Raw genomic sequence first — 21446 nt, 5'->3', positions numbered from 1 at the left:
GTGCATCCCCTAATATCCATTTTAAATTCAAAAATAAAGAAACCACCAACCCCATCTTTCGAAGGGGTCGCCATTCTAACCAAGTTATCCACATCTGTCAGGCAAATTTATGAGACTTTTGCCGAAAAAGAAAGCATTCGATTATAAATTTAAATTTAAAACCACTTGTGTATAACTTTTTGCACAAGTTGTGGATAGTTTTGGCTTTAAAGTTATCCACAATTTATAAAATTAATAAAAACATGGTTATCCACAAATTAACTTTATGTTTACTAATATAAAAACATCAATTTCCACAGAAAAACTGGATGCTAATAAGAATAAATTTAAATTTTAAAATTTGAATTTACTTATAGGGTAGGGTTGGATTGTGGATAACTAAGCATATCGAAATTTAAATTTAAAATCCAAGAATTAAATTTAAATTAGCATCTTGGTTATTGATAAGTCTGTATGTAAGCTGTGAATATAGTTGAATATTGATATAATATAAAGAGATAGCCTGTGTATATTTTTTGTTTTCCATTATGTGAGATATTTACTAGGTGTCTTATTGCTTCAAAACAGAACAAACAAAATGTAAAGTTTTTGATTTTCCATTGACAGCGTAAACATTGCACAATAAAATCGCGGACCTTTATAGAAAGATCATTTTGGGAGTTTCGATATGAAACGTACTTTCCAACCATCTGAATTAAAGCGTAAACGCGTTCATGGTTTCCGCGCTCGTATGGCTACTAAAGCAGGTCGTCAAGTTTTAGCTCGTCGTCGTGCAAAAGGTCGTCATAGCTTAACTGTTTAATACTGTTAAGCTGACCAGATTTGGGTGATGGCACTTTACAGTTTCGGCATTGAATCTCGTATTCGTTGTGCCGCTGATTACAAAAGTGTATTTGATGGTGCACTTTTTAAAGTGCACCAGCCCCATTTCCTTTTTTTAGCAAAATTAACCGAACAGCCAAATAGCCGTTTGGGTATTGTCGTTGCTAAAAAGAAAGTGCGTCGTGCTCATGAACGAAATCGAATAAAACGTCTTGCTCGGGAGAGCTTTCGCTTACACAAAGTGCAATTTAATGCTGATATCGATATTGTGGTAATGCCTAAAGTTGGTATAGAAGCAATCGCAAATCAAGAATTACATCAACAATTAGAGTTTGCTTGGCAAAAATTACAACGCTTAGCAAAAAAGCATTCAAAAGCTGTTATAACATCCTCACAAAATTAGAGATCTCCAATGGTACGATTACTACATTGGTTGATAAGATGTTACCAGATTGCTATTAGTCCATTATTGGGTCCTCGTTGTCGCTATATTCCTACTTGCTCGCAATATGCGATTGAAGCATTGCAAACACATGGTACGGTCAAAGGTGTCTGGTTATCGACTAAACGAATTTGCCGTTGTCATCCTTGGGGCGGCTCAGGCTACGATCCAGTACCACGCAAAGCACTTCGTTTTATTTCGTTTCATCAAATAGATTCTCAAATGCATCACGTTGCTGTACCCTTTCGTGATCGTTTATTCAAGCAAAATCTCTCTAACCATTTGGGATTATAGATATGCAACAATGGGCCAGATTTGCAATTCTTGGAGCCATGTTTGTTACCGCATATTTGCTTATTTTGGCTTGGCAAAAAGATTATGGTCATGCTGCACCAGCACCGCAACAACAAGCGGCGACTGTGACTGCACATGAAGTATCAGCAGATTTGCCAAACGCTCAAAATGCAACAGCGGCTTCAGACTTGCCACAAGCAAATGTGACTGCATCACAAACCACAGAACATAATACATCTGTGAGTCAGCAACTGATTTCAGTACAAACTGACCTTTATCACCTTTGGATCAATCCAAAAGGTGGTGATATCGTCCGTATTGAATTGTTAAGCCATGATGAAAGCAAAGACAGCGACAAACCGTTTGTCATGCTGGAAAGTGATGCGAAACGTACCTACGTCGCTCAATCGGGGTTAATTGGTTTAAATGGGCCAGATAGCAGCCGTGGCGGCCGTCCAATGTATGATGTTGAGAAAACAGCATACACCTTGGCAGATGCGAAAAGTGTAGCGTCGAAAGATGGTAAAACACATCAAGTGTTGACTGTGCCGTTGGTATTTAAAACACCTGAAGGTGTGGAAGTGATCAAGTCGTTCACCTTCACGCAAGGCGATTACCCAATTACTGTTAAACATCAAGTTATTAACCGTAGTCAGCAAAACTGGCAAGGTCAAATGTTTGGTCAGTTAAAGCGTGATAATTCGGATGATCCAGGCAAGTCTTCACAAGGTATTTTCACCTTAGGTACTTATCTTGGTGGCGCTTGGGGTACACCAGAAGCGCATTATAACAAGTTAAAATTTGCCAATTTTAATGACGAAAAATTAAATGTTGAAGCCAAAGGTGGCTGGGTTGCCATGGTTCAGCATTATTTTGTCAGTGCTTGGATTCCTGGGAATTTAAAACTGACTCAGGCTGATGGTCAGCCTTATGCTGCGAAATTAGAATCACGTCAGTCTAATGATAAAATGAATATCATGGGCTTTACCTCTCCTGTGATCAATGTCCCTGCTGGTACTTCAATGGAAGTAGACGCAAAATTGTATGCCGGTCCAAAAGTTCAATCTGAACTTAAAGATTTAGCTGCTGGTTTAAACCAAACTGTAGACTATGGTTGGTTATGGCCGATCGCTAAATTATTGTTCTTGGGCTTGCAATTTTTCCATAACATTATCGGTAACTGGGGATGGTCAATTATCTTATTGACGATCTTAGTGAAGTTGATTTTATGGCCACTTTCTTCAAAAAGTTATCGTTCGATGGCGAAAATGCGTGTGATTGCACCAGAAATGCAACGCATGAAAGAAGAATTTGGCGAAGACCGCATGCGTTTCTCTCAAGAAATGATGGCACTTTATAAGCGTGAACAAGTTAACCCATTGTCTGGTTGCTTGCCATTGCTATTACAAATGCCAATTTTCTTAGCCTTGTATTGGGTATTGATGGAATCTGTTGAACTCCGTCATGCACCGTGGTTAGGTTGGATTCAAGATTTATCTGCGATGGATCCATGGTTTATCTTGCCGTTGATCATGGGTGTGACCATGTTCGTTCAGCAAATGTTGAACCCTCAACCAACTGATCCAATGCAAGCCAAAGTATTCCGTATCATGCCAATTATGTTTACGGTATTCATGTTGTTCTTCCCTGCAGGCCTCGTGCTTTACTGGATCGTCAACAATAGTATTACCATTTTGCAACAATGGTTTATTAACAAAGGTGTCGAAAAAGACCGTCTCAACAAAGTTGAGCCGAGCGCTTAAGTTCGAACTTTTACTGAATAAATCCGCTTAAGATGGTAATCTTAGGCGGATTTTTCTTTGTCTGTATTTAGGGTTCCTGTTTCATAACCCTTGTGTTTTTTAGGTGAATTTAACATGCAACATCAAACCACAATTGCTGCGATTGCTACCCCATTAGGTCGTGGTGGTGTGGGCGTGATTCGACTTTCTGGCCCTAAAGCTTATGCCATTGCTGAACAGTTGACCCAAAAACAATTACCTGCTGCACGAATGGCAGGCTTCCGTCAGTTTTGTGATGCCGATGGCTCGGTGATGGATGAAGGGATCGTATTATGTTTCCCTAACCCACATTCGTTTACGGGTGAAGATGTGGTGGAGTTACAAGGGCATGGTGGTCCTGTGATTCAGAATGCGTTATTAGCACGTTTACTTGACTTGGGTGCTACTGCTGCAAAAGCAGGTGAATTTTCTATGCGTGCTTTTGAAAATGGCAAAATGGATTTGGTGCAAGCAGAAGCAATTGCCGATTTGATTGATGCCACTTCACAGGCGGCAGCACGTTCTGCCGTCCGCTCTTTGCAAGGTGTATTCTCAACCAAAATTAATACAGTTTTAGAAAAACTAATTCACTTGCGTTTGCATGTCGAAGCGGCGATTGATTTCCCTGAAGAAGAAATTGATTTCCTTGCCGATGGCAAGATTCTGGCTTTGTTGGATGAGGTACAGGACTCAGTTCAAGCGGTACAGCAGTCTGCTCGTCAAGGACAGCTATTGCGTGAAGGTTTACAGGTGGTGATTGCGGGTAAGCCAAATGCAGGTAAATCCAGCCTGTTGAACGCGCTCGCAGGCCATGAGCGTGCCATTGTGACTGATATTGCAGGTACTACTCGTGATGTACTACATGAAAAGATCAGTTTAAATGGCTTGCCGATAACCCTAACTGATACTGCAGGTTTGCGTGAAACTGGCGATATCGTTGAGCAAGAAGGGATTCGTCGTGCAATCAAGGAAATCGAACAGGCAGATTTATTGCTGTTGGTGTATGACTTGAATCAAGGTGATGAACCATTGGAGCTTGCACATGAGTATTTTGCTGATCATTTAGAACCCAAAAGGTTGCTATTGATTGGCAATAAATGCGATTTAACGGGGCAAGATGCCACATTAAGTGATTATCAAGGCTTCCGTCATATCAGTGTCTCCGCAAAACAAGATATGGGTGTTCAGGCGCTCATAGAGGCGATTACAACGCATGCGGGCTTCCAACCTGAGGAAGACACCTTTATCGCCCGAACACGTCATTTAGATGCAATGAAGCGTACTCAGCGTTATCTTGCAGAAGCACGTGAGCAGTTAGTTGTGTTTAATGCAGGTGAACTGGTAGCTGAATCACTGCGACTGGCTCAAAATGCGTTGGGCGAAATCACTGGTGATTTCAGTGCCGATGATTTACTCGGAAAGATTTTTGGTTCGTTCTGTATTGGAAAGTAATTTCATATTTTGGTATTGTTCAATAAGTTCCAGTGTGTTTTAAAGAGAATATATAAAGCATTAAGTTATAGTGGCTTAGTGCTTTTTTAATGCCTTTTAGTTGTTCAATAGTATTCAATACATTCATACAGTGCTATGATTTTTTTAGTCTCGATGTAGTATCTTTAGATTGAGATTAGGATAAATGTAATTTTGAGACTAAATATATGCCCACAGACAATGGTTATACCTTTGGTACAGATCGGGAAGTTCTAAACCTGAAACCACAGGAAAAAATCTATACAGCAAAAGACAAGTCGAATAATGGACTATTCCTAGAGATTAGACCGACTGGACGCAAAACATGGGCATATCGCTACACTTTCAACGCTAAGCAAGAAAAGCTAACACTTGGTCGCTATCCTGATCTATCTCTTAAAGATGCTAGGCAGGCACGAGATGAAGCAGCAAACCAAGTTGCTAAAGGTATCTCACCACAACAGCAAAAAATCAAAGAACAACAAGGACAGCTTGAAACGATACTATTTCGAGACTACGGCGAACGCTACACCAAAGAAGTGATACTAAAAGATCGTGCAAACCCTGAATCAATGCTGATGTATCTCAATAATGACATTTATCCCATGCTAGGGCATATCGCTATGAAAGACATTGGTATAGATGATATACGCCGCACGATATGGCGCAAAAAAGAACAGGGATATGATGCAGCAGCTAACCAAGTCAGAGGTTTATTAAAGCGTATGTTTGATTATGCAGTGACGCTTGGATTAGTTCCGCATAACCCTGTTTTAGCTATACCAACACGTCATGTATTCAAAGCCAAACCTAGAGACCGCTATCTGTCTACTGGAGAAATCCGTACCTACTACACTACTCTACTCGATTCACGTATCTATAAGTCACGCAAATTAGGCTTGTTGCTGTCATTGCTGACATTGGTTAGAAAGTCCGAGCTATTGAGGGCTAAGTGGGAGCATATCGACTTTGATCAAAAGATATGGCTAATCCCCGAAACTAAAGCAGATAGCAAGACTGGACATAGCCGTGAAATGGTCGTGTATATGTCTAGCCAAGTGATTGAGATATTCAAGGAATTAAAGACCATTGCAGGCGGTGAACCTTATGTCTTTGTTGGTCGTCAACGTGGCACACATATCAGTGCAAACGCATTTAACACAGCGCAAAAGACAGCACTGGCATTAACCGATATTCCTAACTTCACGATTCACGATCTACGCCGCACAGCAAGCACACATTTAAATGAACAAGGTTTTAACCGTGATGCAATTGAGAAATGCTTAAACCACACGGCGACTGGAGTACGTGGCGTATATAACAAGGCAGAGTATGCAGAGGAACGAATCAAGATGATGCAGAAATGGAGTGATTTTGTATTTAGTGTGATTTATGAACCGAATCTCATATTTTTTAATGAAGTAAAGCAGCGTAAAAGCAGTTAAATAATAATTTTGGAGTAGCTTATGACAAGTACAAATACTGGTGAATTTATTTTATATGTCTCCGAAGATGGTGAGTTAAAAATTGATGTCCGATTGTTAGATGAAACAATATGGCTAACCCAAAAACAAATGGCTGAGATGTTTCAGAAAGACGTTAGAACCATTAGCGACCATATTAAAAATGTCTTTGATGAGGGTGAACTTGATCAAAATTCAGTTATCCGAAAATTTCGGATAACTGCTAGTGATGGTAAAAGCTATGATACACAGCATTATAATTTAGACGTCATTATTTCCGTTGGTTATCGAGTTAAGTCTAATCGTGGTACACAGTTCCGTATATGGGCAACAAAGGTATTGCGTGAGTACATTGTCAAAGGTTTTGCAATGGATGATGCAAGGCTTAAAAACGGCGGAAATAACCAGTATTTTGATGAATTACTTGCACGTATTAGAGACATTCGAGCATCGGAAAAGATGTTTTATCGAAAGGTTTTAGACATTTATGCTACTAGTGTTGATTATGACCATAAAGCAGCAGAATCTTTAAAATTCTTTCAAACCGTGCAAAATAAAATGCACTGGGCAGCACATGGGCATACAGCAGCCGAAGTAGTTTTTAACCGTGTAGACGGTACAAAACCAAACATGGGAATGACTAGTTTTAGTGGCTCGGGACATCCTAAGTCCAAAGACATTGCTATAGCAAAAAATTATTTAGATGAAAAAGAAATAGACCTACTTAACCGTATTGTGACCATGTACCTAGACTTTGCTGAAATGCAGGCAATGAATGGCATTCAAATGTATATGAAAGATTGGTTAGCAAAGCTTGATCAGTTTTTAAGTTTTAATGGTCGTGAAGTATTAGACCATTATGGCAAGATTTCACACCAACAAGCTGAAAATAAAGCCAAGTCAGAATATGCACTTTATAAACAGCAATACATTGATTATCAAACGCCTGTAGATCGGCATTTTGAAGAAGCTATTAAGGACGTAGAACAAATCGCTAAGCAGCAACCACGCAAAAAATCTTGATTTTAACTCCCTCGAATTCGAGGGAATTAAGCCTAAAACAGGATATATTTGTAACGAGTTGTAATCAATCACATGATAACAATATTATTCTAATTTGAATAAAATATTCATTAAAGTGAACAACTTATATAAGTTTACTTATATTTTTGTTATAGCTTATTTAATCAAGTCAAATAGATAGGATGTGTCCGTTTAAGTCCGTTTCAATCCGTTTAAGTCCGTTTCAAAACAGTGCATTAATGATATTGGACGACAAGATTTAGCGCAGTTAGCGATTTACTAAACAGTAGAGAGGTAGCCATTTATACAAAACTCAATTAAGATTAATTTATTCATTGAGCTGTAACAAATTCAAATGCAGGCAGTGGGTATACAGATAGTGAAGTTTGAAAGTACAGCCTAAAAGATTGGGGCAAAGTGAAATTGATAGATCAAACTGACGAATAGACTAAGTGAATATACTGATGAATGAAATATTAAATACTGACTTACTCCCAACCGACTGCATCTAAAACATAAACTATTTAAACAATCGTTGAGTCTAAGCCTTTGCTATGTAGAAAGCGGACAATAAAAAAGAGCTAAGAACGCCAATTCTTAACTCTTTTGGTGACACGGCGGAACGCCAATTCTTTCGTGTCGATGTCTTAAAACTGCTATGCAAATGTTGAAGCTCTTAAATTAAATAGTCCTAGCCGACACAGAAATAAAGGAACTTTTGGAAATGTAAGACAGTTAAAAAACAAGTTTTATCGGTACTCCGATATGGGTAAGCGAGCTTACCCTATAGATGAAACTATAACTATAGTTATTAATTGATGCAAACAGATTGTTTACCTAGCTAAACACTATTGTTTGCGATTGAATCTATTGAATAGCTTTATCTGTCTGATAATAATTAGTTTTTCCCTCTTAATTACTTTCTATTTCCTATTTTGTGTCTAGGCGTATCCATACTGGAGAACGTTTAGATGAATTTATCTAAAGAACAGCAAAACGAAAACGTCCGCTTAATCCGCCGCAAAGAAGTCCAAACCAAAACTGGACTTGGTGCGTCATCTATTTACGCCATGATGAAAAATGGTGAATTTCCACAATGCTTGAATCTGTCCGAACGCCGTGTCGCTTGGATTGAATCAGAAGTTGACCAGTGGATTGCTAATCGTATTGCACAGCACAAAGCCACCATTGCAACGATGGGGGCATAACATGAACAAAACTACTCAAGACCAAACCATCCTAGACCACCTCCAACAAGGCAAAACCATAAGCCAAGCCGAAGCCATAGAGCTATGCGACTGCTACCGCCTTTCGGCTGTCATTGACCGATTAAGAAAGCAAGGTTTTGAAATCGTGACCCATAACGAAAAGAACCTAAACAGCAAAGGCACACATGCCCGATACGAATTAAAAGAGGTGGCAGCATGAACGCCTTAACCCATTTCGATTTTAAATCCAGTTGCGTTCGTATTGTTTTAGATGACAACGGCGAACCTTTATTTTGTTTGGCGGATGTATACAAAGCTTTAGACATAAGCCGTACATCACGCCTATTTCGTGAACTTGACCCAAAGGGTGTGGCGGATTGCCACATCCCTACTAATGGCGGAAATCAAAAACTGATTTTTATCAGTGAACCAAATCTATACCGTGTCATTTTTAGATCAAACAAACCCGAAGCGATTAATTTCCAAAACTGGGTATTTGCAGAAGTTTTGCCAATACTTAGAAAGACAGGTGAATACAGTTCACCACACGCACGACAAACCGCTTATGAGGAACTCAACCGCCTTTGTATGCAAGCAAAGACCCAAAAGGCTAAAGGCTCATTTCATGGCACTGGCTTGGTAAATCATCGTTATTCAATGCGAGATTTAAACCTACGGATTGCCACATGCACAGCAAATTTACAGCTAACTTTTGAGGGGTTACACCATGACTAAACCAGTAAACCCTGAGTTTTTCAAAGCCTTTGACCATTACAAAAACATGGTTAAGCAGTACGGTGATGACCACCCTATCACCGAGCAGGCATTCATTTTAACAATGCACTACACGCCTGAGCATATCAAAGAAGAAATGCACCAAAAGGCTAAGGAATTAAACCTATTACCACAGCCAAGTGGTTACACCGATGAGGGCGACCCGATGTATAGCCTTGAAGATATAGCCAAACATTTTGGCATCAGTTTTGAAGAAGCAGAACAGCGTTTATTGCAGATGATGGATAACCGCCAAAAGGTCGGTTTATCAAATGATGGGGTTTTGATTAATCCGAACTCTAATTTTAACCGTGTGCAGTAGGTGGCAGCATGAGCGAAATAGATTTTAGATCCGCAACTCAAGCCGACAACCAACCCATGACCGATAATATCTATGATGTTGCAGTCGGTTTATCAAATGCTACCCCTCAGAAACAACAAAGCCCACTTGAGGAAGTGGGCAATGATGCAAGCAATTCAATTGTTGAAGCACTTGAAGAACATACAGTCCTATTATTTAACAACAATCCGCTACACGGTGCAATGGTTAAGATGATGGGCGGTTGTTCTATAGAAATCCGCCGTTCATTGATTGAGAACGCCACCCAGTATGGTGAATCTGATGATAACGCCCTATATGGCTTGGCAGTTTTTGATCTTTTTGACGAAAACCTACAACCGACTGGGGCAGTATTTACCAATCCAACAATTGAGGGATTTAAGGATATTGTTTTTGGTCATGGTGGCTTGTATTTCAATCGGTCAAAGTTGAATGAATTACCATTGCTCGTGACTGATGACATTCACCTTGCATTTAAAACGACATATCCAGTCTATGCGCCATATAGTGATAGCAAGATCAAAGCCTATACCCTCAAGGCATTAATGCAGGCACATCCTGACCTATGTGTGATTGCCCCAGTCCATCAACAGGACGACATACAACGCCGTTATACTGACCTCGATGTCAAAATAGCATTTATTCCTGAACCGCCTAACCTTGCTATGTCGCAAGATGAACTGGATAGCATAATTCAGGTGGCAATTGAACAAGCCAAAGCCCCACCCAAAGGACATTTAGCCAAACCGTTCAAAATGGATGATGGTTCTTGGTTGCATGTATTGGAAAGCGGTTTATATCAGATCAAGGAAAAACAGGACGAGAACGGCGAAACCAAGCAAAGCAAAATACTCATTTCAAATGCTTTGATTATTTTGGGAGAAGCTCGAAGCCTTAAAAATGACAACTGGAAACGTGTTATTCAGTTCCACGATAAAGATCGTACTTTGCATACATTGATTATCCCTTATGAGCATTTCATGGGTGAAGCTCAAGACGCTTTAAAGTTAATTGCTAGTCATGGATTGATGCCGCCACGTCAGACCTACAAGAAAAATGTATTCATCAACTACATTCAAGACTACCCCATCGAGAAGCGTTTTCGTTGTGTAGATCGTACTGGATGGTATGGCAATACCTTTGTCACCACCAACCGCACCTACGGCAGCCAAGACGATGAGCAGCTATTATTCAATAGTGAAATGAAAGACCCTTACAGCACAATGGGAACGCTCGAGGGATGGCAAGAGTTAAGCCGATTGATTGAACCTCATGCCCTTGCTGTATTGTCCTTTGCCTGTGCATTTTCGGGGCAATTGGTGACACCACTAGATATAGAAAGCGGCGGCTTTCATATTTACGGTACTTCAACCGATGGCAAAAGCACGATTACAAAGGCAGCTTGTAGCGTATGGGGCAGACCGAAAGACGTGTCGAAGTCATGGCGCACGACTGACAACGCTTTGGAAAATGATGCAGAACTCCGCAATGATAATTATCTCAATCTCGATGAACTACGGCAGGCAGTCCCGAAAGCCGTGTCGGATATTGTGTATATGCTGACAGGCGCACAGGGCAAAGCACGGGGCAGTAAATCGGGTAAAAATCGAGACACCAAGCATTTTAACCTGATGTATACCTCTACAGGTGAGATTGCTTTAGAAGATCATTTAAGACGTGGCGGCATCGAAATGGATGCAGGGTTATTGCTCCGCTTTGCTCATATTCCCAGTGATGCAGGCAAAGGATGCGGCGTATTTGAGCGTATCAATTATGGCAATAGCTCCAGTGATGTTGGTAACCGCATTAATGAGCTATCCGCCAAACACTACGGACATGCAGGCATCAAGTGGCTTGAATATCTGACCGCCAATAAAGATGACTTGATGCTACAAGCGCAATCCATGCTCGATGACTTCATAGCCAAACATGCCACCAAAAACAGCCAAGCGGTGCGAGTATTACGCCGTTTTGCACTGGTGGCAGTTGCAGGTGAATTAGCAACACAGGCAGGCATCACAGGATGGCAGCAAGGGCGAAGTTTTGACGCTGTAGGGCAATGTTTTAATACTTGGCTAGGCACATTAGGCAACGGCGGAAATATTGAAGAAACCAAGATACTGGAGCATTTCAAGGCATTCTTTGAAGCACATGGGACAAGCCGTTTTGAAAGCCTAACCGTTATCCGCCATCCTGATGGTGAAGTGATTAGACCACGCATTAACAACCGTGTCGGCTACTATGACCCTGATGAGCGTATTTACCTTGTATCAAGCACTATGTTTAAACAGGAAATGTGTATCGGAATCAATGAAGCCACCGCCAAAAAGGTACTTAAAGCAAATGGATGGCTTGTACTGGGTGAAGATGACCGAGTAGTGAAGCGCATGGGCGGAAAATTACCCGATGGCAGCCGCCCGAGAATGATGCACTTTAAGGCTGATGTCATGCACAGCTTTGATGATGAATCCTAAAATAGCGTTTTTAAGATGGGACGTGTGGGACGTTATCAATATATTTTAATGTAATACATTGTTATATATAAATATTATAACGTCACATTAATTAAATTATATGGTTTTTAAATGTGGGACATAGATGGGACGTGTGGGACGTCATTTAATATACGTCCCATTGTGTCCCAAGTATCATACTGATATTTTGGACGTATTTATTATAGAGTGGGACGTATGTTTTTTATATATAATCAATATCTTATCTATGCACGTCCCAAAAGTCCCACACGTCCCATCTAAAAAGGCACATACATACAGCTAAACGAGAGAACAACATGACAAATGTCATTCACATCATAATTGGGGTTACTGCTCTTTCCATTTTGGTTGGCAGTATATTCTTGTATTTTCGCTGGAAGTCTATCAAGGCTCTAAATAAGCTGAACCGTAAAGCGATGTGTATCCACATTCCTGACTTTATTGACCCTAATCCTATTAAGGTCAACAGGAATACAACCAATAGACGAAGAATCTTATGTAGTGGGCATTTTGAAATGCTGAAAAAACAGAAAAAAAACTCACAATCACTAACTTATTACCCTGACGACACCCTTTAAAAAACACACTTAAAACCACGCTATAACGTATATATGACAAGGTTTAAACGGTTATTTATAGATAATTTTATATCTTAATTCCATCAAGGTAGAGTGAAAAAATGCCCCATAAATGACACTGTTACACGGTAACGATAATAATTAGATTGTGTTAGACGCTGAAAATTTAACAAGGTGAACAGAGATGACCAACGAAACAGATCAAAACGAAGTTGCGATAAATAAAGGCGGCAAAATCAAATCAAAAAAAAGCGATTCAGACAAAGCGATTGAGGACTTTCTACAGAATCCCGAAACACTCAACGCCATTGTGATTGATTCATTCAAAGGAAACCTTTTTGGCGAACGTGTAGAACTTGGCGGCATTATTGACTCATTGCAGCAAAGCAGCGAACAGCTACAAAGCGACACTCCCTTGTTACTAGCGGAGCGTATTTTAATGTCACAGGCGCAAAGTCTTAACGCCGTGTTTTGTGATATGGCAAAAAGAGCTAACAGGCAAGAATATGTGGCGAATATGGACAAACTTCTAAGGCTAGCACTCAAAGCACAAAGCCAGTGCAGGGCAACACTGGAAACCTTGTCCAATATCAAGAATCCCCCAGTCATATTCGCTAAGCACGCCAACATTGCCCACAATCAACAAATCAATAACCAACAGGTAAACAATAGCCCACAAGGTACGGCGCAAAGTGAGCAAACAAGCGAACCAGTACAACATGCACAATCTGCTATTGAGCAACAGCCAAAGCAAGCCATACCAACGGTTACAGATGCAAAAATTACCGCTAGAAAGGTTAAGGCAATATAGTTTGTTTGTTTAAATTAAAATATTTCTCACGTGCGAGGCATATATGAGCAATAAACACTACTGGACAGAAGAACGCCGCCAAGAACAACGAGACAGAATCAACGCAGTCAAACCGTGGTTAAAGTCTACAGGTGCGAAAACGGCAGCAGGCAAGGCAACAGTTAGCCGCAACGCCTACAAGGGCGGTATAGCATCAAACATAAACGAGTTAGTAAAACAGGCAAATGCAATGTTTAAAGAACAGAAAGAAGCTATAAAGCGGATTGTTTAATTGAGACACCTTTAACTTATTTTTGAAAATCAGATTTTTTTTGTGAGTGTGGTACTGGGCGGTGTCCTATCAACGAGCCACTAAAAACTTTTACCCTCCCCCCTATAGTCTTTTTTTATGAGGTTAAAAATAATGAGTAATCCAGTCGGCAGACCAACAAGCTACAATGCTGAAATCACAGAAAAGATAATTGACCTTGTTATTGATGGTCAGCCAATCCGATTCATATGTTCTCAAGTCGATATGCCCTCAGTCGCTACTGTGATGCGGTGGTTACATGATTATCCAGAGTTTGCAAAGCAATATGCTTTAGCTAAAGAAATGTACGCTCATTGCATCTTTGACGAAATACAGCACATTGCAGACACTTGTGACCCAGCCGAAGTGCAGAAAGCCAAGCTCATGATTGACGCTCGTAAATACATAACAAGCAGACTTGCACCCAAAAAGTATGGTGAAGCTAGTTTGATCGAAGCACCAACGGAAGAAGAACAAAAAGACCGTGAAATCATCATTACAAGGCGCATCGTTGGGGCACAGCTTAGCGACCTATTAGAGAATGAAGAAATATAGTCTTATGCTCTCATAATTCACCAAGTAGTGAATCAAGTCAGGTGTGAGGGCGCATGAAGCAGACTTGACCGCCCAAGCGGTTGAGCAAGTTCACCATCAAGGTGTAGGTGAGCATGAAGCACACTGGGAATGACCATAAGAATATTAAACGTAACGTTTTGTCATGTTTTGAACTTAGGATTACTTAGGATTTCTTAGCAACTACTACGGAAAACTCATGTTCTGACAGTCTGATAAGTTGGTACGCAAAGAACAAGTTCACAGTGAAGTGCGCACCCAAAACACTATTTTAAAAAAAATGACACGGTTTTGAATAACAGGTTTTGACAGGTTATCAATGTCAAGTTTTGACAAGTCCGAGCAGCCAGTGGAAAGTAGTATTTTGTAGTATTTCAAACCATAACAATTGATAACAGGCAGCACCGCAAAGGATGCCGTAATGATGCCGTAATGATTTCAGGTTTTATCAGGTTGTGAACTTAGTATTACTTAGTATTTATGCAGTCTATAACCATAGGTTTTGATAGGTTTTGACTAACATTTACTAATATGTGCAGCGTTTTGAATATCAACAATTGTTAACAGCATGGCGTCTTTGAATACTAGGTTTTATAAGGTTTTGTATTTTTGAAACTGAAGTTTTATGAAGTCGGACAGCGAAAAATTTCGTTCAGTGGGGCATCTCTTAACTTTCACCATTGATGAGAGTTTAAAACAATGTTTATCCTTAAAATTGAGGTTATCCCTTAACTACATTTAAAGTGTAGTAGCGGATCAAGAACATTTACCCCACTGGGGGGAATATGCTCAAATTTGAGCGCATCTAAACAACCAAGCTACTTAATCAGCCACTTGGACGGCTAAGTTAATTTAGGATTACGTTATCGTTTCGGTAATCACCGAAACCCATGCAAGTGACTAGCTCAAAGATAGTTAGTGAGTATCTTTAAGCTACTCACAATGGATAAGATTCTAAATCTAATCCCACCTGAGCCACTAAATAGAGGAGCAGCTTTAAATACTCTATTCCGCTTCAATTAAATGATGGGAGCGAAAAAACACAGCAAACCGCTATACCGTCAGACAATAATCAATAAAACGCGCGCGCGCGCGAGGGAGAGAGTAAAACGTGGTTTTAATTCTTAAAATCCCAATAGAGTTATAGTGTGATTATTCGGGCGGTTTCTAAATAAAATAATTTTGAAATTTTCCCCTCCCCCCAGTGGTCAAGATAACCATACCTGAGCCGCCAATCATGACAGCGCAAAACAGCCTAGCGTTGACATAATTAGTCCCACATTAGTCTCAATAAAAATATGAGTTTTTTAAGTAATTGTTTTTATTTATTTTAATTGGTTAAATTACATTCTGTATTGGAAAGTAATTTTTTAAGAGTCTAAAATTTTATATAGGCATTAAGAATATCTTCTTAGTGCTTTTTTTGTAGAATTTATTGCGTATTTTATCCCAAATAAAGAATTAATTTTTTTAGATTAATAAGTAACAGCTAAAAAGTAAACATGTATGTTGTTTAAATTAATAAATAAAATACAATCACTTATGGTGGTTTTTGATTTTTTACGTATGTTTAATTGCCTAAATACACTTAAAAATTATTAATTCGTTTCATTATTTTGCTTATATAGCTTGAATTTATCTTGTGAATATAAATTAATATATTTTAAAATTAGTGATGAGAAACTGATTAAATTCTAAAATTAATATTAGGTTATATACCGTGAACTATTTTATTTTGGCTGTATTTTTTTGTATGTTTTCAACATTTATTTATGCGAAAACAGAGATCTATCAATGTAAAGAGAATGGATCTGTTATATTCCAATCCAAACCTTGCAAAGGTACAGGTCAGACTGTAGCTGATAAGGTGAAAGAACAACAACAAGCAAAAGAACGTAAACTTGCTGAAATTCAGGAAAAAGAAAAACTTTTACAAGAGAGATTAAAGCACCAGCCGAAAAAAGAAGTCGGTTTTAAAGCAACTATCATAAATTTTAAGAATAAAATGATTCGTTATTGGCATGCTTTAAAGAAGAAATTTTCAATTGATTCCTAAAATATTGAATATAAATCTTTAGATTTTTTAAAAAACAGCCTAAATAATTCCTATTATTTAGGCTGTTTTTTTATGTTTAAACGCCTTGCATTTCTTGCTCTTCAGAGTCTTCTTTCAGCATATTTAAAGAAGTTGCTGCACTGGCTGGAACACCTTCTTGACGAGTACTTTTCAGCTTAATTTGTAAGCGTAACTCATTCAATGAGTCAGCATTACGTAACGCTTCATCATAACTAATTGCACCTTCGTTATATAAATCAAACAAGGCCTGATCAAAAGTTTGCATACCTAGTTCACGAGATTTAGTCATAATTTCTTTAAGATTATGAAATTGACCTTTTAAAATATTTTCTGCAATTAATGGTGTATTCAGTAGAATCTCTACGGCTGCACGACGACCTTGACCATCTTGAGTACGGACCAAGCGTTGAGAAATAATGGCTTTCATATTGGATGAAAGATCCATTAGTAATTGATTGCGACGTTCATCTGGAAAGAAGTTGATAATTCGATCTAAGGCTTGGTTGGCATTGTTTGCGTGGAGCGTCCCTAAACACAGATGCCCTGTTTCAGCGAAAGCAATCGCATGTTCCATGGTTTCAGTATCACGGATTTCACCGATCAGAATTACATCAGGTGCCTGACGCAAAGTGTTTTTTAAGGCATGGTGCCAAGTATGGCAATCTACACCTACTTCTCGGTGGGTAATCATTGATTTCTTATGCTTGTGTACATATTCCACGGGGTCTTCAACCGTAATAATATGCCCCGCCGAATTTTCATTACGATAATCAATCATTGCCGCTAATGAGGTTGATTTACCTGACCCCGTACTTCCTACGACTAATACTAAGCCACGTTTTTCCATCATGACATTTTTCAAAGATTCTGGAAGTTTGAGCTTTTGGAAAGTGGGTATTTCTGAGGTAATAGTTCGGATGACCATGCCGATTTGTAGTTGTTGCTTAAATACATTAACACGAAAACGAGATACATCAGGAATGTTGATTGCGAAATTACATTCCCATTCGTTTTCAAACTCTTGGCGTTGTTTTTCATTCATTAGGCTATATGCAAATAGCTTGGTTTTTTCTGCTGTTAAGATTTGCTGTCCCAACGGACGCATCAAACCTTGTAATTTTATACTCGGTGGAAAGTCTGCTGTAATAAATAAATCTGAGCCGCCATATTCGACCACTTTGGTCAGCATATGAAACATAAACGTTTTGGCTTCTTCTAATAGTTCCGAATTATACATGGATATACCTAAATTTTAAGACAAGACTGAACATAGTCAGAGGATGTGAAGTTAAAACTAATCATGCAAAGGAAAACATATCCTTATTTCTTTAAAATGAAGCCCCAAAAGTTCTGTAATTCATCTCTGTCTATTCAAGCATAATGAAAAAACAGAAGTTGCCTTGCTGATTCTGTTTTAATTATTCCAAAAATAAACCAAACGATCTAGTTTGATTTTTATTTATTATATGAATATCAATACAATGTGAGAATTTTTGTCATTTTTTTACCAAAACGAGCTTTTTTATCTGTGATTTGAAACCACTTTAAAAAAAACAGATGTTCCACGTGAAACATGACGATGATTGGTTGGCTTTTGGTTGTGACTGAGTAAGCTGTGCAATTTATGAGGATAAGCCTGATTAAAATAGCGCTAATTATGAGTTGAGTATGAGACATGTTAAAAAGAATCGCTTTATTTTCATTATTGAGTTGCACATCTGCGATGATTTTTGCAAATGTAGAAACCTTAAAAAATAATTTAAATCAGCAATATCCCAATATTCATGTTAGCAATATTCAAGCAACAGAAATGACAGGACTTTATAGTGCCAATTTAGACAATCAGATTATTTATTTGGATGAAAATGCCCAACATATGTTTATTGGTTCGATGGTTCGTTTAAAAGATCAAAAGAATCTGACCAAGGACTTGGTTCTAAAGCAAAATTCAATTGAATGGAAACAATTACCTTTAAAAGATGCAATAAAAACGGTAAAGGGTAATGGCAAACAGCAGCTCGCTATTTTTTCAGATCCGAATTGTCCATATTGTAAGAAATTAGAAGCTGAACTGGATAAGCTCAATGATGTCACCATTTATACGTTTATCTACCCATTAAAAGCACAATCGATTACGGTCTCAAAATCGATTTGGTGTGATCCTAACCAAGCTTACGCGTGGAAAAATTTATTGCAAAAGAATGTACAGCCTAAAGAAAAAAACTGTGCTAATCCGATTGATCGCAATCTAGAATTAGGGAAAAAATTAGGTATAGAAGGAACGCCAACGCTGATATTCGGGAATGGCCTGAAAATGGTTGGCGGGCGGAGTGCTGAAGACATTCGGATGATTTGGAAAGAACTCGGTTTATAAATAAAAATGCCCAATGCATTGTAATAAAATGATTTGGGCATTTTTAATTTATTTTGTTCTAACTTTTCTTGGTGACTAGATTGTAGATGAATAAAATAATAATGGCACCAATGACGGATGCGATAAAGCCAGCCGCTGAGTTTTCACCATATAATCCAAGTAAGCGGCCACCGTAGGTTGCTAATAATGAACCTGCAATCCCTAATAAGGTGGTAACAATAAATCCTGCTTTATCTTCACCAGGATGCAACGCACGGGCAATTAAACCTGCAAAAAAGCCGACCACAATCGCTACAATGAGAGACCACATCACCTTTTCTCCTTGTTTTACCATAGTATTTGTTTGTTATTATCCTGCTAGATTTAGCCTAACTCTGTCTGTAGTGGATTACTGAGTTATGTCGTATTTTTGTGCAATCTTTATCGTGTTTTGATTAACAAGCTAGAATAAAAAAGGCGCTTTTAGCACCTGAGTCATGCGCTGCTTCGATTACAGCGCAAGATGAAGCTTATAATTTATATATCGTTAGAGCATGTAGTGATTAAAGACCAATTTCACCGATAAAAGGAAGGTGACGATACTTCTGATCAAAATCCAGTCCATAACCAACAATAAAGCGATCTTCGACTTCAAAACCTAAGAATTTTACGTCCAAATCAATTTCACGGCGTGATGGTTTACTCACCAAAGTACACAGTTCAATTGAATTCGGGTTACGTGTTTTAAGCATTTCAACCACTTTGCTCAAGGTATTGCCTGAATCAATAATATCTTCAACAACAAGCACATCTTTACCGTGAATCTCGCCATCAAGATCTTTTAAAATTTTGACATCGCGGGTTGAAACCGTCCCGCCACCATAGCTAGACACGGTCATAAAATCGAGTTCGTGTGGTTTTTCGATTGAACGGCATAAATCTGCCATAAAAATGACTGAGCCACGCAGTAAGCCAATCAATACCAGTTCTTTATCACTTTGAGCATAGTGTGCATTGATCTTTTCACCAAGTTCTTTGACTTTGGCTTGAATCTCTTCGCTCGAAATCATAATGCGCATTGCAATGGTCATCGGTAGATTCCTAAAACTTAAAAAAGGGAAAATAAAAAAGGTGTTGACCTGCAACACCTCGTAATCTTGAGCTAATATGGCAATTTTAAAACAAAATCAGATTTCATGCACCTTTTGATGGTGAAGAAAATGTTTCATTTTGAGCAGATGTACTGTCACGTTTCAATAGCACTACAGATCCAATAGCCAACAATAAAAATCCAAACTTTTGTTTGTTTAAAATTTTAGTTTTGACTATAGGCTTTTTGTCCATAGATATAGGTTGCCTCGACATTTCGATCATCCCCCATGGTAAATAATGCAAATAGACTATCTTCAAGTGATTTAGCACGAGACTGACGTAATTGTTGCAATGCTGTTGGCTTGAGATTTAACACCACAAAATCAGCTTCTTTACCCACATTGAAGTTACCTAGCTTGTCATCGAGATCTAAGGCTTTTGCACCGCCTAAGGTCGCATGATACAGCGATTCGTAAGCTGATAATTTGTCAGCTTGCAACTGTTGTACTTTGTAAGCCTCATTGACCGTTTGCAATAGACTAAAAGAAGTCCCTGCCCCAATATCGGTTCCCAAACCGACTTTAACCTGTTGCTGCCATGTCTTTTTCAATGGGAATAAACCACTGCCTAAGAACAAATTTGAGGTTGGGCAGAACGCAATTGCAGAGTCAGTCTCATGCATACATTGCCATTCAGCATCTTCTAAATGAACGCAGTGAGCAAATACGGAACGCTGACCCGTTAAGCCATAATGATGATAGACATCCAAATAACCCTTTTGTACTGGGAATAGATCTTTGACCCATGCAATTTCATCTTTATTTTCGCTTAGATGAGTATGTACATAAACATCAGGATATTCAGCTTTGAGTTGCCCTGCTCTTTCAAGTTGTTCATGTGTAGAGGTTGGAGCAAAGCGTGGGGTGATGGCATATAAAGCACGACCTTGACCATGCCACTTCTCAATGAGTGCCTTAGAATCATCATAGGCGCTCTCTGCGGTATCACACAGGGCTTCAGATGCATGACGATCCATCATGACTTTACCTGCAATGAGACGCATCTGATGATTTTCTGCGGCTTCAAATAAAGCATCTACTGATTCAGGATGAACCGTACAAAATACCAGTGCAGTGGTTGTGCCATTTTTAAGCAGTTCATTCACAAAAAACTTGGCGATCTCGCTCGCATAAGTTTTGTCTTTAAACTGGATTTCAGTTGGGAAAGTATAAGTGTTTAACCAGCTTAAAAGTTGTTCGCCGTAAGCACCGACCATTTCCGTTTGTGGAAAGTGAATATGCGTATCGATCATGCCTGGGATGATCAATTGTTCTGGATAATGCTGAATATCAACGTTTGCAGGAAGATGGTCTTGAGCATCGTTCCACGTGCCAAACCAGCGAATTTTGCCTTGTTCCGTGATGATGACACCATCTTCGAGATAACGGACTTGATCTGCAATTTGATTTGCTTGAGCAACAGTTTTTTGAATATCTAAGAAGCGACCACGGATAACAGTGATGGGAGTAGCCAAAGTCATAACAACCTACAATTTTACTTT

General features: G+C 39.0%; 21 protein-coding genes. 17 read left to right on the top strand and 4 right to left on the bottom strand.

All coding sequences use genetic code 11. The features are described from left to right. Window positions 1-667: 667 nt before the first annotated feature. From rpmH to O1450_RS16135, 16 genes are all read left to right on the top strand, one after another. Window positions 668-802, top strand: a complete 135-nt coding sequence (gene rpmH / locus O1450_RS16210; protein ID WP_000831329.1) for a 50S ribosomal protein L34 — start codon at window positions 668-670, stop codon at window positions 800-802. 27 nt (window positions 803-829) lie between these two features. Continuing rightward, the gene (gene rnpA / locus O1450_RS16205) at window positions 830-1225 is read left to right on the top strand and encodes a ribonuclease P protein component (RefSeq protein ID WP_004675434.1); all 396 of its coding nucleotides are present in this window, start codon (window positions 830-832) and stop codon (window positions 1223-1225) included. A gap of 9 nt (window positions 1226-1234) precedes the next feature. Further along, entirely contained in the window at window positions 1235-1558 is a 324-nt protein-coding gene (gene yidD / locus O1450_RS16200; protein WP_269229233.1) for a membrane protein insertion efficiency factor YidD, read from the top strand. Between the two features lie 2 nt (window positions 1559-1560). Continuing rightward, on the top strand, window positions 1561-3321 hold the full coding sequence (yidC, locus tag O1450_RS16195; protein WP_269229232.1) for a membrane protein insertase YidC: 1761 nt from the start codon (window positions 1561-1563) through the stop codon (window positions 3319-3321). Between the two features lie 114 nt (window positions 3322-3435). Then, a complete protein-coding gene (gene mnmE / locus O1450_RS16190; protein ID WP_269229231.1) occupies window positions 3436-4791 on the top strand; it encodes a tRNA uridine-5-carboxymethylaminomethyl(34) synthesis GTPase MnmE in 1356 nt (451 codons plus the stop codon). A gap of 206 nt (window positions 4792-4997) precedes the next feature. Further along, window positions 4998-6254, top strand: a complete 1257-nt coding sequence (locus O1450_RS16185; RefSeq protein ID WP_005158899.1) for a tyrosine-type recombinase/integrase — start codon at window positions 4998-5000, stop codon at window positions 6252-6254. Window positions 6255-6275: 21 nt separating this feature from the next. Continuing rightward, window positions 6276-7295 (top strand): virulence RhuM family protein, encoded by a 1020-nt coding sequence (locus O1450_RS16180; protein ID WP_005158893.1) that lies wholly within the window; start codon window positions 6276-6278, stop codon window positions 7293-7295. A gap of 971 nt (window positions 7296-8266) precedes the next feature. Beyond that, complete coding sequence (locus tag O1450_RS16175; protein WP_005158892.1) at window positions 8267-8503, top strand: helix-turn-helix transcriptional regulator; 237 nt, start codon at window positions 8267-8269, stop codon at window positions 8501-8503. A 1-nt stretch (window position 8504) separates the two neighbouring features. Further along, the gene (locus O1450_RS16170; RefSeq protein WP_034602643.1) at window positions 8505-8723 is read left to right on the top strand and encodes a helix-turn-helix domain-containing protein; all 219 of its coding nucleotides are present in this window, start codon (window positions 8505-8507) and stop codon (window positions 8721-8723) included. Further along, window positions 8720-9238, top strand: coding sequence for a BRO-N domain-containing protein (locus O1450_RS16165; protein WP_005158889.1), 519 nt, complete (start codon window positions 8720-8722; stop codon window positions 9236-9238). Before O1450_RS16170 ends, O1450_RS16165 begins: the two co-directional genes overlap by 4 nt. Next, window positions 9231-9599, top strand: a complete 369-nt coding sequence (locus O1450_RS16160; RefSeq protein WP_269229230.1) for a hypothetical protein — start codon at window positions 9231-9233, stop codon at window positions 9597-9599. The genes O1450_RS16165 and O1450_RS16160 overlap by 8 nt, the downstream gene beginning before the upstream one ends. A 56-nt stretch (window positions 9600-9655) precedes the next feature. Further along, a complete protein-coding gene (locus O1450_RS16155; RefSeq protein WP_269230490.1) occupies window positions 9656-12091 on the top strand; it encodes a DUF927 domain-containing protein in 2436 nt (811 codons plus the stop codon). Window positions 12092-12874: 783 nt separating this feature from the next. Further along, window positions 12875-13501: a hypothetical protein gene (locus tag O1450_RS16150; RefSeq protein WP_269229229.1), complete on the top strand. Its 627-nt coding sequence runs from the start codon at window positions 12875-12877 to the stop codon at window positions 13499-13501. A 43-nt stretch (window positions 13502-13544) separates the two neighbouring features. After that, on the top strand, window positions 13545-13772 hold the full coding sequence (locus O1450_RS16145; RefSeq protein ID WP_151835370.1) for a hypothetical protein: 228 nt from the start codon (window positions 13545-13547) through the stop codon (window positions 13770-13772). Window positions 13773-13904: 132 nt separating this feature from the next. Beyond that, window positions 13905-14345 (top strand): hypothetical protein, encoded by a 441-nt coding sequence (locus O1450_RS16140; protein WP_005158876.1) that lies wholly within the window; start codon window positions 13905-13907, stop codon window positions 14343-14345. A gap of 1738 nt (window positions 14346-16083) precedes the next feature. Further along, a complete protein-coding gene (locus O1450_RS16135) occupies window positions 16084-16419 on the top strand; it encodes a hypothetical protein (protein ID WP_004660542.1) in 336 nt (111 codons plus the stop codon). Window positions 16420-16495: 76 nt separating this feature from the next. On the opposite strand, the gene O1450_RS16130 is transcribed toward O1450_RS16135, so the two are convergent. Continuing rightward, entirely contained in the window at window positions 16496-17677 is a 1182-nt protein-coding gene (locus O1450_RS16130; RefSeq protein WP_269229228.1) for a PilT/PilU family type 4a pilus ATPase, read from the bottom strand. A 438-nt stretch (window positions 17678-18115) separates the two neighbouring features. On the opposite strand from O1450_RS16130, the gene O1450_RS16125 reads away from it, so the two are divergent. Next, entirely contained in the window at window positions 18116-18814 is a 699-nt protein-coding gene (locus O1450_RS16125; RefSeq protein WP_269229227.1) for a DsbC family protein, read from the top strand. Window positions 18815-18872: 58 nt separating this feature from the next. Here O1450_RS16125 and O1450_RS16120 read toward each other — a convergent pair whose 3' ends face one another. From O1450_RS16120 to guaD, 3 genes are all read right to left on the bottom strand, one after another. Further along, window positions 18873-19124, bottom strand: a complete 252-nt coding sequence (locus O1450_RS16120) for a GlsB/YeaQ/YmgE family stress response membrane protein (protein WP_004660536.1) — start codon at window positions 19122-19124, stop codon at window positions 18873-18875. Between the two features lie 232 nt (window positions 19125-19356). After that, entirely contained in the window at window positions 19357-19884 is a 528-nt protein-coding gene (gene hpt, locus O1450_RS16115; protein ID WP_018679859.1) for a hypoxanthine phosphoribosyltransferase, read from the bottom strand. A gap of 224 nt (window positions 19885-20108) precedes the next feature. After that, complete coding sequence (guaD, locus tag O1450_RS16110; RefSeq protein ID WP_269229226.1) at window positions 20109-21425, bottom strand: guanine deaminase; 1317 nt, start codon at window positions 21423-21425, stop codon at window positions 20109-20111. Between the last annotated feature and the right edge of the window lie 21 nt (window positions 21426-21446).

Source organism: Acinetobacter sp. TR11, from assembly GCF_027105035.1.
Classification (GTDB): Bacteria; Pseudomonadota; Gammaproteobacteria; order Pseudomonadales; family Moraxellaceae; genus Acinetobacter.
This window is presented reverse-complemented; position numbering and strand designations above follow the sequence as displayed.